Source organism: Halobacillus faecis (genome assembly GCF_007991335.1).
GTDB lineage: Bacteria > Bacillota > Bacilli > Bacillales > Halobacillaceae > Halobacillus > Halobacillus faecis.
In genome coordinates this window covers 93545-109482 of sequence record NZ_BJYD01000001.1, presented here as the reverse complement: position 1 = coordinate 109482, position 15938 = coordinate 93545, and the positions used below count along the sequence as shown (strand labels likewise).

The 15938-nt window shown below is 42.7% G+C and carries 14 protein-coding genes; all 14 read right to left on the bottom strand.

All coding sequences use genetic code 11. The features are described from left to right. Positions 1-126: 126 nt before the first annotated feature. The 14 genes from thrS to hflK all read right to left on the bottom strand — a co-directional run bounded on the left by thrS (position 127) and on the right by hflK (position 15613). On the bottom strand, positions 127-2073 hold the full coding sequence (thrS, locus tag HFA01_RS00500; RefSeq protein ID WP_146812611.1) for a threonine--tRNA ligase: 1947 nt from the start codon (positions 2071-2073) through the stop codon (positions 127-129). 328 nt (positions 2074-2401) lie between these two features. After that, entirely contained in the window at positions 2402-3220 is an 819-nt protein-coding gene (gene ytxC, locus HFA01_RS00495; protein WP_146812610.1) for a sporulation protein YtxC, read from the bottom strand. 178 nt (positions 3221-3398) lie between these two features. Continuing rightward, positions 3399-4331 (bottom strand): primosomal protein DnaI, encoded by a 933-nt coding sequence (gene dnaI, locus HFA01_RS00490; protein WP_146812609.1) that lies wholly within the window; start codon positions 4329-4331, stop codon positions 3399-3401. A gap of 15 nt (positions 4332-4346) precedes the next feature. Beyond that, entirely contained in the window at positions 4347-5705 is a 1359-nt protein-coding gene (locus HFA01_RS00485; RefSeq protein WP_146812608.1) for a replication initiation and membrane attachment family protein, read from the bottom strand. A gap of 126 nt (positions 5706-5831) precedes the next feature. Beyond that, positions 5832-6296: a transcriptional regulator NrdR gene (gene nrdR, locus HFA01_RS00480; RefSeq protein ID WP_146812607.1), complete on the bottom strand. Its 465-nt coding sequence runs from the start codon at positions 6294-6296 to the stop codon at positions 5832-5834. 38 nt (positions 6297-6334) lie between these two features. After that, the gene (locus HFA01_RS00475; RefSeq protein WP_146812606.1) at positions 6335-6709 is read right to left on the bottom strand and encodes a cytosolic protein; all 375 of its coding nucleotides are present in this window, start codon (positions 6707-6709) and stop codon (positions 6335-6337) included. A gap of 283 nt (positions 6710-6992) precedes the next feature. After that, a complete protein-coding gene (gene speD, locus HFA01_RS00470; RefSeq protein ID WP_115824217.1) occupies positions 6993-7370 on the bottom strand; it encodes an adenosylmethionine decarboxylase in 378 nt (125 codons plus the stop codon). A 245-nt stretch (positions 7371-7615) separates the two neighbouring features. Then, positions 7616-8650 carry a glyceraldehyde-3-phosphate dehydrogenase gene (locus tag HFA01_RS00465; RefSeq protein WP_146812605.1) on the bottom strand — a complete coding sequence of 345 codons (1035 nt, stop codon included), beginning with the start codon at positions 8648-8650 and terminating at the stop codon, positions 7616-7618. A 131-nt stretch (positions 8651-8781) separates the two neighbouring features. Continuing rightward, complete coding sequence (gene coaE, locus HFA01_RS00460) at positions 8782-9381, bottom strand: dephospho-CoA kinase (protein WP_146812604.1); 600 nt, start codon at positions 9379-9381, stop codon at positions 8782-8784. Between the two features lie 12 nt (positions 9382-9393). Beyond that, complete coding sequence (ytaF, locus tag HFA01_RS00455; RefSeq protein ID WP_146812603.1) at positions 9394-9996, bottom strand: sporulation membrane protein YtaF; 603 nt, start codon at positions 9994-9996, stop codon at positions 9394-9396. Positions 9997-10043: 47 nt separating this feature from the next. Beyond that, the gene (gene mutM, locus HFA01_RS00450) at positions 10044-10883 is read right to left on the bottom strand and encodes a DNA-formamidopyrimidine glycosylase (protein ID WP_146812602.1); all 840 of its coding nucleotides are present in this window, start codon (positions 10881-10883) and stop codon (positions 10044-10046) included. Positions 10884-10898: 15 nt separating this feature from the next. Further along, entirely contained in the window at positions 10899-13538 is a 2640-nt protein-coding gene (polA, locus tag HFA01_RS00445; RefSeq protein ID WP_146812601.1) for a DNA polymerase I, read from the bottom strand. 192 nt (positions 13539-13730) lie between these two features. Next, positions 13731-14657 carry a protease modulator HflC gene (gene hflC, locus HFA01_RS00440; RefSeq protein ID WP_146812600.1) on the bottom strand — a complete coding sequence of 309 codons (927 nt, stop codon included), beginning with the start codon at positions 14655-14657 and terminating at the stop codon, positions 13731-13733. After that, positions 14654-15613 carry an FtsH protease activity modulator HflK gene (hflK, locus tag HFA01_RS00435; RefSeq protein ID WP_146812599.1) on the bottom strand — a complete coding sequence of 320 codons (960 nt, stop codon included), beginning with the start codon at positions 15611-15613 and terminating at the stop codon, positions 14654-14656. Before hflK ends, hflC begins: the two co-directional genes overlap by 4 nt. Positions 15614-15938 lie beyond the last annotated feature (325 nt).

Below are 15938 nucleotides of genomic sequence, written 5' to 3'. Positions count from 1 at the left end.
AAAGCGAGCTATTCCCCTTCGCCCCTATCCACTCAATAAAAGTCTCGAAACTGAGTCTTCCCCAATACTGCCATATAGCGAAATAAAAACCCGAAAGTCTCTGGAAAGACTTCCGGGTCACTTCTTTTACTTGCGTAGAAGTTTTTGGTCGATTTCGTTTCTAATTTCTTGTTTGAAAGTATCCAGTGGTTTAGTTGCGGAGTCTTGTTCTCCATAACGACGGACATTGACCGCATTGTCCTGGATTTCTTTGTCACCAACCACAAGCTGGAACGGAATTTTTTGCATTTGAGCTTCACGGATCTTATAACCAATCTTCTCATTACGCTCATCGACTTCGACACGCACACCTGCTTCACGCAACTCATCTTCAAGTTTCTTCGCATAATCGAGATGAACATCTGCGGAGACAGGGATGATTTTCGCCTGAACAGGAGCAAGCCACGTCGGGAATACACCTTTATATTCTTCAATAAGAAAAGCAACAAAGCGTTCCATTGTTGATACCACTCCACGGTGAATAACAACCGGACGGTGATCTTCTCCATCTTCTCCAACGTATGTCAGATCAAAACGCTCTGGCAGGTGGAAGTCAAGCTGAACAGTGGACAATGTTTCGTCTTTTCCAAGAGCTGTCTTCACTTGAACATCCAGTTTTGGACCGTAGAAGGCCGCTTCTCCTTCTGCCTCCACATACTCAAGCTCCATATCTTCCATTGTTTCTTTCAACATCGCCTGCGCTTTATCCCACATCGCATCATTGTCTACATACTTTTCTTTGTCCTCAGGATCTCTGTAGGAAAGACGGAAGTAGTAATCATTGATACCAAAGTCGCGATACACTTCCTGTACGAGACGAACAACACGTTTGAATTCATCCTTTAATTGATCCGGACGAGCGAAGATGTGGGCGTCATTCAATGTCATTGCACGTACACGCTGCAATCCTGCAAGTGCGCCGGACATTTCGTAACGGTGCATCATGCCGAGCTCCGCAATACGAACAGGAAGATTACGATAGCTGTGCAATTGATTTTTGTAAATCATCATATGGTGCGGGCAGTTCATTGGACGAAGGACAAGATCTTCGTTGTCCATTTCCATTGTTGGGAACATGTCATCCTGATAATGATCCCAGTGTCCACTTGTTTTATACAAATCCACACTTCCCAGAACAGGTGTATAGACATGATCATAGCCAAGACGTTCTTCTGTATCTACAATATAGCGTTCAATCGTACGACGGATTGTCGCTCCTTTTGGAAGCCACATCGGCAACCCTTGACCAACCTTTTGATTAACTGTGAAAATATCGAGTTCTTTTCCTAACTTACGATGATCCCTTTCTTTTGCTTCTTCGAGCATTTTCAGGTACTCATCAAGGTGGACTTTCTTTTCAAAAGCTGTCCCATAAATACGCTGCAACATTTGATTGTCGCTGTCTCCACGCCAGTAGGCACCAGAAATACTCAACAGCTTGAAGACTTTGATCTTACTTGTCTGTGGGACGTGTACCCCGCGGCATAAATCGAAAAACTCTCCCTGCTGGTAGATTGTCACTTGCTCTCCTTCAGGGATCGCTTCGATTAGCTCAAGCTTCAAGTCATCGCCGATCTCTTTATACTTTTCAATCGCTTCTTCACGGGAAAGTTCGATACGTTCAATCTCTAAATTCTCATCAACAATGCGCTGCATTTCTTTTTCAATCTTAGGAAGGTCCTCTGGTGTAAGGGATTCTTCCATATCGATATCATAATAAAACCCGTTTTCAATGACTGGACCGACACCAAGCTTCACATTGCCATAAAGACGTTTAATCGCCTGTGCCATCAAGTGAGCGGAAGAGTGGCGGACCACTTCCAACCCTTCAGGATTTTTATATGTCAAGATTTCGATGTCACCATTTTGTTCAATCGGCCTTCTCAAATCATAAGGTTCGCCGTCTAATTTGATCGCCAGGGCTTGTTTTTTCAAGCCAGGGGAGATCGACTGTGCGATTTCTTCACCTGTCGTACCTCTCTCAAACTCCTTGATGTTACCGTCTGGAAATTTGATTTGAATCGCATTCGACATGTTTAACACTCCTTTATCTAAAATAAATATAAAAAACGCCCGTCCCTCAGCATATAAGCTAAGGGACGAGCGTTATCACTCGTGGTTCCACCCAAATTCCCGCAACGTTAGACCATGCGGCTTCGTTCTCCTTAACGCGGATCAGACGCTGTCTATTACTAATGGTATGTTCACAGACAGAGCTCCAAGGTGGTAAACAGTAAAGCCGTCAACAAGGAGCTTCCAGCCGATGGCCCCTCTCTCTGGTCTTGCGCCACTTTATGTTCGTGTCCTTTTCCAAGCCGTTGTTTAGATATGTACGTTATTATATCCATTTAGGAAAAGGAAATCAACCCATTTTAAAAGGAAATTGTGATTTAGGCCTCCACGAAGCTTTTTCTTCGAAAATATTCATCAATAACTCTAAGTTTGAATGGTCCGTTGCATCCGAATAGATGATTAACTCATCTGGTGCATGAGCTAGAGCTGGAGTGACCGGCCATTCAATAGGCAGATGAGCAATACAGTCATCCGGGTATTGCTTCATGTACAGTTTTGTTTCTGATTCACTGATTGGATTCCCTTCATCATGATAGTAAGTTAAACGACCATCATCCAGCAAATGAAGCAGCTGAACACCTGTATCCTTATGATGGACACGGTAACGCCAAGAATCCACCATCAGTTGATAGGACTCTTCTTGCTTATATTCATCAATGATTTTCCCGGTGTATTCAATAAGCGAGTCATGCACGGACTGCAAACAAGCAGCACTGAGTTCATCAAATTCCACAAAGCTTCTGGCAATCAAATAGTCCTGAATAAAAGCGCGTAAATAGTGATAGATCGGTGGAAGCTTAAGTCCTGCGGGTGGTTTATCTTCGAAGTCTTGTCCAATTTCAAGCATCCGTTGAACTTCTTGTGCATCCTCGTAATAGTAACGGTATTTCAATACGCCTTCCATCCACCCGAGCATTTTCCTTTTCCGTATTAATTGTAAAAAGGCACGGATCGCCTCCACATAAGCCGCTCCACTCAATGAAGCATTCATCAACCTCACATCAAAACCGTCTTTATGTTCCTTGAAAATCCAAAGCTTTTGTTCTGAGACAATTGCATTATAGAATAGGATCGCTTCCGTACGATTAGAAAAATGAATGCAAAACACCAAGATTCCCCCTCGTCCCGACTTCATTCAACCACTATGTTCAATGGAAGAAACCAGGAATCATCCCTGATCATCAGCCATTAAAAGTTGACGCTTCTATGACATAAAGTTGGCTATTCCCTGTTATATTTATGTGACAGGAGAGGGAATCATGCTATTGTCTTCTGTTTTGTAATCGTTATCCTCGTCTATTCCTACCATTTACATGGACACCTTCACTCAGTTGGCGGATCCGCTCTGTAATTCTTTTGGCTTTTACTTGTTCTACATCGCCACGGTTACTCGTCATCAACACTTTTTCCAACTCGTTCAAGTTGTAGTTGGAGGTGAAGAAAACGGGGAGTCTTTCCATCATTCGATAGTGGAGAATACTTCCGAGAACTTCATCTCTGAACCAAGCCGACTGAGATTCTGCACCTATATCGTCAAGCATGAGTACAGGGATCTCTTTGAATGCTTCGATCTTTTCATTCATGGAGTCGTCTTTGATGGATGCCTTAATCTCTCTTACAAATTCCGGCATATAGATAACCATAGATGGGATATTCTTAGAGCTTAGTTCATTAGCGATAGCTCCCAGGAAATAAGTTTTCCCCACACCAAACGGCCCATGAAAGTAAAGTCCCTTACTTGGCAGTTCATCATTGAGACCTTCAATGTATTGGACGGTTCGTTCCACAGCAGCTCCCCGATCCGGGTCTTGAAGATCCATCCGTTCTAATGAAGCCTCAAGGATTTCACGTGGCATATGGAGACTTCTCACTAAGGATTTCTGCTCTTCCTGCTGTTCATGTTTCCGCTGACGGCGACATTTGTCATAGATCAGCTTCACATCAGAACCTTCCACTTCTACTCTTGGAACGTAACCAGGAAGGATATTGATACACTCTTCACGTGTTGGACATTTCTCGCAATTTTTTGATTGAGTCCGGTATTCATAGAGTTTGATCAACTGTTTCTCGATGGCTTCTTCCGTTAACTCTTCATGCTCCTGCATTAACTTTTTTACTTCCGAGGATTCCATCACTTCCGTTTTCATATGGTTCATTCGTTTTTGAAACTGCTCGTTGTTACGCATCCATTTTTTTAACGATTGTTGAATAGGTTCCATTGGTATCCCCCCTTTTTAATTCCCTTTGTTCGTCAGCTTCTTAATCCTTGCCGCTATGTCATCCGTATTCACTTGTACCGCTTCTTTTTTCTCATGCTGAGAGTCCTCTTGCTGTTTGAACCAGGCAGGGATAACTTCTTCCTTTTGGTTTTTCCGCTTTTGAGACTTCTGTTTGCCCCATTGCTGATATTTCTGGTGCTCAGCCTTGGCCAGGTTCATCGCTTGTCTCACGGTCGTTACATTTTTTCTGGCCCAGTGACTTGCAATTTTCTCAAGGTAAGGCTTCGACAATTTCATATCCGTTTTTAAAAGAACGTAATGGACAAGCACATTCATAACCCCTGGTGCGATTCCCTGTTCTGTCATCACGTCACGAATCATTTTTAAGTCTTGTTCAGACGCACGATTACCATTGGATACATCCTCAAGCAATTCCCTTGGAGAGATTTCCTCAAGCATCTGAATAAATTGATCCTCTTTTGTCCCGCTTGTGGACGTGTTTTCCACTTTCATTTTCTCTCTGCGGTCTAGAGTTGAATCTCTCTCCCTGCCATTCTTCTGTTCTTTCATGAAATCATGACAGGCTGCCTTCAGTTCCTCTTCCACTAAATAATGATTTTCATCAATAGCCCACGTGATCGCTTTTTCAAGCTCAGTGTTTGAGAGGTCATACAACGTTGCCAACTGGACAATCAATTTCTTATTGCGCCCATTTAGTATTTGTTCTGATGGATACATGCGCTTTTTTAATGCATGGTTCAGCCACTGGAAGTCCACTCGGTCCATAGAAGCTATCGGCCCTCTGGATTCTTGTTGGTGTTTCTGCTGCTTCGCAATGGTTTCCGTTTCTCTTTGGACAGATTCAATCATTTTGTTATGGAAAACTTCATCAAAAGTAGCTGTTACTTCAGTAAAACCCTCAAAGGATTGTCCGGCGTTCAAAAACCGTTTTTTCAAACGCTCATACTTTTCCTTTCCCAACTCATGATGCAGCAACAAAGAGAGCATATCATCAAGGAAAAACTCTTCAGGGGAGAAAGGGGGATGAACTGAGTACAGATATACCACCTGGTGATCTTCATCCATGGAGCGAAACGTTCGTAGTAGACCAATAGCCTCCAGTTTCCCTCTCGCTTCATAAATTTTGTCCAATGGCGCAGACAGGTAAGACATTAATGTATGGTGAGACTGTACCTGTTCCTCTTCCATCATATCCGATTCCGATATAAGGATATGATAAAGTGAAATCGCCAGCCTCCCAACAATCGGCTGGTATAAATGTGACAAGGAACGATGAAAACTACGAGGCAGCTCTCCATTACGTATGATTTTAAAACCGTCCACAGGGAGGAGTTTGCCAATAGAGTAACTCACCGCCTCCACCTCCTTCAATCATTAAAGCTTATTCATTATATTCTAAACAGGAAGCCGGAATTTCACGTGAAACAGACGGCCTCCATCATCTATGATCCTAGAAAAAGAAAATGAGCCGGAACAGGCTCATTCATTGTCTTCATGTTTAATTAGTTCTTTTAATTCGTCGATGAAAACATTGATGTCCTTGAACTGTCGATATACGGAAGCAAAACGAACATAAGCAACTTCATCAATGTCAGAAAGACGCTCCATCACCATTTCACCAATATCTTCACTCATGACTTCAGAAACGCCACGATTTCTTAATTCCTTTTCGATATCCATGGTCACTCGTTCCAGTTCCTCCACGGCCACCGGTCGCTTTTCACATGCTCGAATCAGTCCACGCATCAATTTTTCACGACTGAATTCTTCTCTTGTGCCTTCTTTTTTCACAACAATCAACGGGACTTCTTCAATCCGTTCAAAAGTTGTGAACCTGAATTGGCATTGTTCACACTCACGGCGTCGTCTAATGGACTGTCCTTCTTCAATCGGCCTGGAATCAAGGACTTTTGTACTTTTATAGTGGCAATTCGGGCACTTCACGTATGATCAACTCCACATCATCTTCTTTTCGGCAGTAGTCAGGAAGGATCCACCGTTGTAAACTGACTGTCCAATTTTTTATAAAGCTGAACGATTAAATTCCGGCTGTATCCAAAATCAACAGGACCTCCTGAATCCGTTGTGACAGAAAAGTCTACGGCTGTTCGAAAAGGGCGCACCATGATGATCGTCGCCACTATAAACGCGCGTCTGTTCCCTTTATATTTGACGGTCAGTTCTCCACGTTCTTTAGAACTTGCTACAATTTCTGAAGGCGATGTAAACAGTCCTTCAACAGCACGGAAAAGATCATCATGCTTCGCTTTATAATAGTGTGTGACAAGCGCAGAATCCTTATGCTCTTCACTCGTTTCGGAATGATTGCTGAAATACCTGGAAATAAATGCTTTCACTTACCTAACCCCTTCAATTCCATTCGACATAATCTCCCTTTATTTTAACATGACTTATACAAATAAGAAATAATTATTGAAACCTAAGGTCTTAAACAGATTTTAGTAGGGGTGATTACGAAAGGAGGAGAGCCCTTGACAGCTTCCATAATTATCAATCAGCTTTCCAAGTGAAGTCTTTAGGAGTAACTATCCTTTGATTGGAACAACCGATAAAAGAAGCAGGACGATCTATAATGATAAAAGAAGCCACGCAGATCTCCCTGCGTGGCTTCCCTTTCTATTATAGGGCACGAGACTGCTGTACTTCTACAGGTCCCATTCCTCTTGGTACTTCTACCGTTTCATTCTTACCTGCTTCTAGTGCATCAACAATATACTGTGCAGCGACATTAGGATCAATGCGGTCTCCACATGTATAAACATCAATGCTTGCATATCCATGCTCTGGAAAACTATGAATTGTCAAATGTGATTCAGATATGATGACTACTCCACTAACTCCATGAGGGGCAAATTTATGAAATGCAACTTCCCGCACTTCCGCACCAGCTTTAAGAGCAGCATCTACAAAAACTTGTTCTATATACGACATATCGTTCAATTTTTCTTCATTACAATTCCATAATTCAGCAATTACGTGTCTTCCCATTGTATCCATATTAAGGATCCCCCTTTGTACATTCACTTCAATACCTCTGAAATAACAGCCATGAACTACCACGGGGGAAAGTTAGTCCTGAGAGGTCCTAACCCTTTGAGTAGACATGAATTTATATGAAATTCAGAAGTTCAAGAGAAAGTATATATGGTTTACCCCTAATTTGCAAGAAATATTTTACTCGCTTTTGGACGACTCTTCTTGCTGCTCCCCTGGGGGATTCAGATACAACAGGAGATTGTTGATTATGATACGCGAGCCTCTTTTTCTTGTTTCATCATGTTCCCCACATACTTAGCAAGATCTACCACACGGCAGGAATAGCCCCATTCATTATCATACCAGGCCAGCACTTTCACTTTACGGTCATCAATAACTTGTGTAGTTAACCCATCGATGATCGCGGAAGATGAAGAAGTCGTGTAATCAATGGAAACGAGTGGCTCTTCACTGTATTCCAATATTCCTTTCATTTCACCCTTTGCCATTCTCGCAAAGGTTTCATTCACTTCGTCTGCCGTAACTTCCCTTTTTAAATCGACCACAAGATCAACAAGAGATACATTTGGAGTCGGTACACGCAAGGCCATACCATTCAATTTCCCTTGAAGACTTGGGATTACTTCTCCTAAGGCTTTTGCTGCTCCTGTTGACGTTGGAATGATCGATTGAGTACACCCGCGGGCCCGTCGTAAGTCTTTATGTGGGTTATCTAAATTCTTCTGATCATTGGTGAAGGCATGGACAGTGGTCATCAAACCATTTTCAATGCCGAATTCATCCTCCAACACTTTTACTACAGGGGCAAGACAATTGGTTGTACAGGATGCATTTGAGATGACATCGTGACTGTCCGGCATATAAGTCTCTTCGTTAACACCCATTACAATCGTTGCATCTACTTGTTTTCCAGGTGCTGTAATGATGACTTTTTTAGCTCCAGATTCTAAATGAAGACCTGCTTCTTCTTTTGTTTTAAACTTTCCTGTTGCTTCAATTACAATATCGATATCCAGTTCGTCCCATGGCAGCTCCAATGGGTTCCTTGTTGAACACAGCTTCACTTTTTTCCGATTGACGACCAAGTCCCCATTAACGACATTGACCTCACCTTGAAAACGTCCGTGGACACTGTCGTATTTAATCATGTGAGCAATTGTTTCAGCTGGATAACTTGCATTAACGGCTACCAAATCCATAGATTCATCCGCCACAGCCTTTCTAAATACCATGCGACCAATTCTTCCCAAACCATTAATAGCAATCTTTGTTTTCCCCATGCTGTTCCAGCCCCCTATATATGATATACTTTTACTCTGTAATTCCTAGATTAGTATAACATATTGTAAGCGGTTTTACATACAGAACGAAAACTTTCCACAAAAAATAACACGCCTGCCCAGACGTGTTATTATACGATGCCCCAACCCTGAAGTATGTCTTTTAATTGGTGTAAACTTTCGTTGATTGTTCCAGTATTATCAATGACCGCATCCGCCATCTCTGCTTTCTTTTTTACAGGGATCTGCGCTTGGATCCGCTCTTCAGCATCCTTACGTCCTGACTGGTCTCTTTCCATCAAACGCTCCATTTGCGTTTCTTCATCCACATACACCACAAGAATTTTCTCTACATAATCAGTTAAGTTGCTTTCGAACAGCAATGGAATATCCAGGACGACTGCTTGATATTGCTGCTGTTTATACTGCTCACGTCTCCTGATCATTTCTTCTCTTACTTTAGGGTGGACAATGCCATTCAGCTGTTTTCGCTTCGTCTCATCGCTAAATACGATCTTACCAAGTTTTTTTCGATCCAGATCCCCGTCTTCTTCCAGCACCTGCTCTCCAAAGGTTTCAACAATTTCTTCGTAAGCAGGTTTCCCCGGCTTGACGACATCCCTTGATATTTGATCCGCATCAATAACAGGAATATCCATGTCTCTGAACATTTCTGCTACGGTACTTTTTCCACTTGCAATACTTCCTGTTAATCCGATGACTAAAGTCATCCTGCCACCTCCTTAAGACAACTTAATCAGTCCGATGATGATGAGTAACACTCCAGGTAAAATGGACAAACTTTCTGCTTTATCACTAAGCTTTGAGCCGCTCAAAATTCCACATCCAAGCATGCAGAAAGTCGCTACAGTAATCATAACCGCTGTAAATAAAATAGGAATTCCGATGAGCGCTCCACTGATTCCAGCACCAATGGTATCGAGGGATAGCGCGGCCCCAAGCAGCCATACTTCTTTCCCCCGGATGCCACCGGAGTGGTCCACATCCGCAGCTAAGGGGTCGTTCAGTACTTTTGCCGGATTAAGCCAGGGCTCTTTCTTTTCTTCACTATCCTTCTCTTTCTTGAAAAATTGCCATAAAAAATAGATACCGATTCCGATTAATGCAAGTGCTCCCACGCGTTCGGCTTCTTCTGCTGCCACCACCGCTGCCAGCAAATGTCCAAAATAAGAGGACAATAGAAACATACAACCGGAAACACCCGCAATTAAAAAGACGCCTCTTAAAGTAAGGCCAACCTTTTTCAAACCCAATACGCAGCCGATTCCAAAGCTATCAATGCTGACTGCTGTAACGAACAAAAAAATGAACATGCCAATCCCCATGCATCCCACACCTTCATATCTTAAGCTGTGGGATAGTATATGGGGGTTTACCTAGGAGTGTGTAAGGGTTGACACTTAGGACAAATGTGAGTCCCTCTTCCACTGACCTTCAACTTCGTAATCGGAGTACCACATTGGACACACTCCGAATCCTGTTTTCCATAAACTCGGAGCTTCTGCTGAAACATTCCGATTTCTCCCTGACTGTTCAAATAAGAACGAATGGTCGTCCCGCCCTGTTCGATAGCCTCAAGGATGACCGATATACTCGCTTCACGAATCTTTTCAACCTCAGCTTTTGATAAAGTATTGGCGATTCGCTCAGGGTGAATGCCTGCCCTAAAAAGGGCTTCGTCTACATAAATATTCCCAAGGCCTGCTACAATCGATTGGTCAAGCAGGACCGCTTTCATATTTCTAGACGTTTTCCTCAGCCTCTCATGAAAATAATCGACGGTGAAAGCTTCATTGAATGGATCAGGTCCTAATTGAATAAGCGGTTTGTTTTTAAGCTCCATTCCTTTTGGAAAAGCGTGCATGGTCCCAAATTTCCGCACATCGTTATATCGAAGTTCTGTTCCATCAGTAAAATGGAAGATCACGTGGGTATGCTTCGGCTTTTCGGTCGCACCCTCATAAACGCCGAACTTCCCCTCCATGCGCAAATGAGAAACGAGGGCAATGTCATCCATATGGAAGATTAAAAATTTCCCTTTACGATCAATGTCCTGAATGGTCTGCCCCACCAATAACTGCTCAAACTCTTTAGGATCTTGGGGTTGTTTGATGATATTCCCCCAAAACACGGATACCTTTTCAATCTCTTTTCCTAAAGCGAGATGTTTCAATGTTTTTCTAACTGTTTCTACTTCAGGTAACTCTGGCATTGTTTCATTCTCCTCTTACTTTGCATCATACCAAGTGTCCCCATAAGAAGAATCGACTTTTAGAGGAACATCTAAATTTACGGTATTTTCCATGACAGATGATACAATCTCTTCTAGTTGTTTCACTTCTTCTTTTGGTGCTTCAATGATCAATTCGTCATGCACTTGAAGCAGGACTTTGGCTTGCATGTTCTCTTCTTGAAGTTTTTCTTCAAGGTCAATCATCGCTTTTTTAATAATATCGGCTGCACTTCCCTGAATCGGTGTGTTCATCGCCGTCCGCTCAGCAAAGCTGCGCTTATTAAAGTTCCGGCTTTTAATGTCAGGAAGGTACCGCCTACGGTTCATAAATGTGGATACATATCCTGTCTCTTTCGCTTCCCTCACGGTCTCATCCATATAAGACTTGACTCCTGGATAGCTTTCAAAATATTTATCAATGAAAGCTTGCGCTTCTTTCCGTGTAATACCAAGGCTTTGAGACAGGCCATAATCACTGATTCCGTAAACGATCCCAAAGTTTACGGCTTTCGCCTGTCTTCTCATTTCACTTGTAACGTCGTCCCTCGATACACCGAAAACTTCACTTGCTGTTTGGGTGTGGATATCTTCCCCTTCTCTAAACGCCTGCATAAGCTTTTCATCCTGAGCAATATGGGCGAGGACACGAAGTTCAATTTGGGAATAGTCACTCGCAAACATAACCCACCCTTTTTGAGATGGGATAAAGGCCTGTCTTATTTTACGCCCTTCTTCGAGGCGGATCGGGATATTCTGTAAGTTAGGATCCGTGGAACTTAATCGACCCGTTTGGGTTAAAGCTTGGTTAAAGCGTGTATGAATTTTCCCGGTCTCTTCATGAACGACCTTAAGTAGACCTTCGATATATGTCGACTTCAGCTTCCTGAGCTGACGGTTAAGAAGGATTTTAGGAATGATCTCATGTTGATCTTCCAATTGCTCTAAAACATCCGCAGAAGTGGAATAACCGGTCTTCGTCTTTTTGATTACTGGAAGCTCCAGCTTTTCAAATAAAATGGGCCCTAGTTGTTTAGGGGAATTGAGGTTGAAACTCTCTCCTGCAAGTTCATAAATTTCCTGTTCAACCTTATTCAACCGCTCTTCCAGTTCCTCCCCCATATGTTCCAACCTCTCAACGTCCACACACACACCACGATGCTCCATCCGACCAAGAATAAGCGCTAATGGCATTTCAAGTTCTTTGAATAACTGATATTGTTCATTTTCTTTCAGTTTCTTTTCCATATCCTCTTTCATGTTATAAAGAAGAGATGCTTTTCTTCCAATATGCTCATAGAACTCCTGATCATCATCTGGACGTTTCATTTTAGCGCCTTTTCCATACACTTCTTCATCGTATTTGACGGCTGTTTCACCTAAACGGTGGCCAATCGCAGGAATATCATGGTTATTCTCAGCGGGGTTGATCAAATAAGAAGCAAGCAATAAGTCAAACGTAATCCCCTTCATCTCAATGCCATGACGCAAAAGGGCCACACTGGTCCGCTTCGCATCAAAGACCCATTTTTCATTTTCTGCACTTTCCGCCCACGTTTGAAACGCGTCCGAGTTTTTAGCATTTTCCAAAGTAAGGACAAATTTTCGTTGGTCATTTACAATAGCAATGCCTTCCACTGGCGCCGTATGGTAATTGTCGTAAAGCATTTCGACTACCACCGACTCTTTCCCTGTAAAAAGATCTGCTGTTATTTCCTGCACCACTTCTACATCAATCTCCGGGAGTTCATGAGCTTCTTCAGATTCTGCACCGCCTTCCTGGACACGGGATAGCAGGGATTGGAATCCAAGCTCTTTAAAAAACTCGCTCACTTTTTGAGATTGATAACCGGAATAACCAATATCAGAGATGTTGATTTCGATTGGGGCTTCACGCTCGATGGTAACCAGCTGCTGACTCATCAACGCCTCTTCCTTATTTGTTTCCAGTTTCTCTTTCAACTTCTTCCCACTCACATCACTTAAGTTCTCATAAAGGTTTTCCAGCGTATCAAATTGCTTCAAAAGTTTGACCGCCGTTTTCTCACCAACCCCGGGGACACCAGGAATATTATCAGAACTATCTCCCATGAGCGCCTTCAGGTCAATAATCTGATCTGGCCGTACTTCCATCTTCTCCATAAGGAAAGAAGGGGTGTATGTATCCACATTAGTAATCCCTTTTTTCGTCAGGCTCACGGTTATTTTCTCATTCACAAGTTGAAGGAGGTCCTTGTCCCCTGAAATAACTTTAACTTCAAGGCCCTTTTCCCCCGCCTGTGTCGCAAGAGTTCCTATGATATCGTCCGCTTCATAATTCTCAAGCTGATAATAATTGACTTCAAACGCATCCAGAAGCTCCTTGAGGACAGGGAACTGTTCAGATAGTTCAGAAGGAGTTTTCTGCCGGCCACCCTTATAATCCTCATAAGTTTTATGACGGAATGTTGTTTTACCGGCATCAAAAGCAACGAGCAGATGATCCGGTTGATCTTCTTCCAGAATTTTCAACAACATAGTTGTAAATCCATACACGGCGTTCGTGTACACCCCTTTATCATTGTTCAACAGGGGCAGTGCAAAGAATGCCCGGTACGCAATACTGTTCCCATCAATTAATACCACTTTCTCAGCCATTGGCTCACTCCTCGTTATAGAAGATGCTCGATGGAGGATCTTCGTCTGTTTCTTTTTCCTTAGTCTTCGTTGGTTTAATGAATCAATGTATGCTTATTCAATCGAATCTGAGGTTTCAACACCTGATAAAAAACGCCTTTTTCATCATTCTACCATGTTTACAGTAGAGAGGAAAAAGGCGTGCCTGATCGTTTATTCAAAATAACCTAAAAGTAATTCAGCATAAGGAGAATCCTGAGGAAGGATAATGGTCGTCTCACCATCGATCGTCTTCTTATAGGATTCCAGGGTTCGATAAAGTTGGTAGAACTCTGGATCTTGAGAAAAGGCATTGTTATAGATCTGTGCCGCTTCCTGTTCGCCTTCTGCTCGAATCTTTTCAGCATTGGCTCGAGCTGTAGACAACATCTCCTGTACTTCACGATCTACTTCTGCACGGATTCTGCTCTTATCCGCTTCTCCTTCGGATAGATACTGTTGAGCAATTTTCTCGCGGTCTGTAATCATTTGATTAAAAACCGCTTCTTCATTGGCTTCCGGTAGATCTGAACGCTTGATTCGCACATCATCTACAACAATGCCGTAATGGTCTCTTTGTAAGTATTCGTTTACTTTAGCTGTAATTTCTTCGTTCAATACTCCTCTGGAACTCTCTTCCTCATTAATAATCTCAGAAAAATTCATCTTCCCTAATTCAGATCGGACAATGGAGAAAATAAACTCTCCCATTCTCGCTTCTGCATTCATCTCAGTACGGGCGTTTGCAATCATATTTTCTGGGTCCGTGATGCTCCAGATGGCATAATTATCTATAATCATCCGCTTTTTATCCAATGTGGTAATCTCTTTTTCATCGACATCATAGACCATTTTCTTTTTGGAGAGTGTGGAAACCTCTTGTACTAATGGGATCTTGAATTTAAGCCCCGGTTCTTCGTGAATCTTCACAACGTCTCCAAATTGACGAACGACCTTATACTCTCCCTCTTTAGCAATCACGATCGAATTAATACCGATAAGGAGAATCCCTATAATGACGAGTAATGGAACTCCAGCTCTTACGTACTTCCTGAGATCCTTCTTTTGTTTTTCATTTTCATTAAAAAATTCTTCACTCATGATTCTTCACTCTCCTCATCTTCCGCCGAACTAGGAGGCGCTACATTCTGAACCGTTCCTTGATTTAAAGGCAGGTATTTCATTGTGTTTCCATCATCATTCATAATGTACACGTTAGCCTCTGGTAACACTTCTTCAAGTGTCTCCATGACAAGACGCTCACGGGTAATCGTTTCGTTACCCTGATACTCATCAAGCAAGGCATTAAAACTAGCAACAGCACCGGTAGCCTCTTGAATTCTCTCTACTTTCGCCCCTTCCGACCGTTGAATAATCGCGTCCTTTTCACCCAGCGCTTCCTCGCGCTTCTGATTGGCATATTTTTCCGCTTCGTTCACTTTACTTTGCTTTTGTTCCCGAGCATCTGTCACTTTTGTAAACGCAGAGCGCACTTCCTTGTTCGGAAGATCGACCTCTTGAAGTCGTACGTCTATAATAGATACACCAATTTCATAGCCTTCGACCAAGCTGACCAAGCCTTCCCTTACTTCATTTTCTATCTCTGCTTTACCGGAAGTTAGAGCCTCATCAATTTCACTACTCCCAATCACACCTCGAAGTGAAGAGGATGTGGCATTGAATAAAACTTGTTCAGGGTTTTCTGAAGCAAACAAGTAAGCCGCTGGATCTGTAATCTTCCATTGGACGACAAGGTCTGCCTGTAAGATCATATCGTCTCCTGTAATCATCGTTACTTTATCCGTTTCTTCTCCGCTGTCATCGAAACCGAAATCCAAGCTGAACGTTTCTTTCGACATTTTTTCTACTTCTTGAATCGGCCATGGCATTTTGAAGTGCAAGCCTGGTTCGGTGATGCCGTCTTCAGCTTTCCCAAACGTAAGCACCACGGCTTGCTCCGATTCATCCACGGTGTACCAAGTCGTGATAAGCGCAATAACCAGCAACACACCCACAACGACAAGGCCCGTCCATTTGTAAAATTGTTTAAGACTCATATCGACTTCCCCTTTATCTTTTTATGGATACTATAATTACGGTTATGTAACAAAAAGGTTTCAAAAAAGTAACCTTCATTTTCCAAACTCCCGATTGTGGAAAACTCAGTTTGGATATGTTTTCAGGGTTCAAATACCTAGGCATGGGAGTTTTAATCTTATGCTCGAATCAAACGGAATAGCTGTTTATTCTGGAAGTGGTTTCGAGACACTGATATAGCAAAGGGGCGGAGGGGAATGGCGAGACTCCTGCGGGAAAAGAGTGCTAGGTGAGACCCCGCAAGGCGTCAGCCTGAGGAGGTTCATCGTGCTCCCGCAGAAAGCG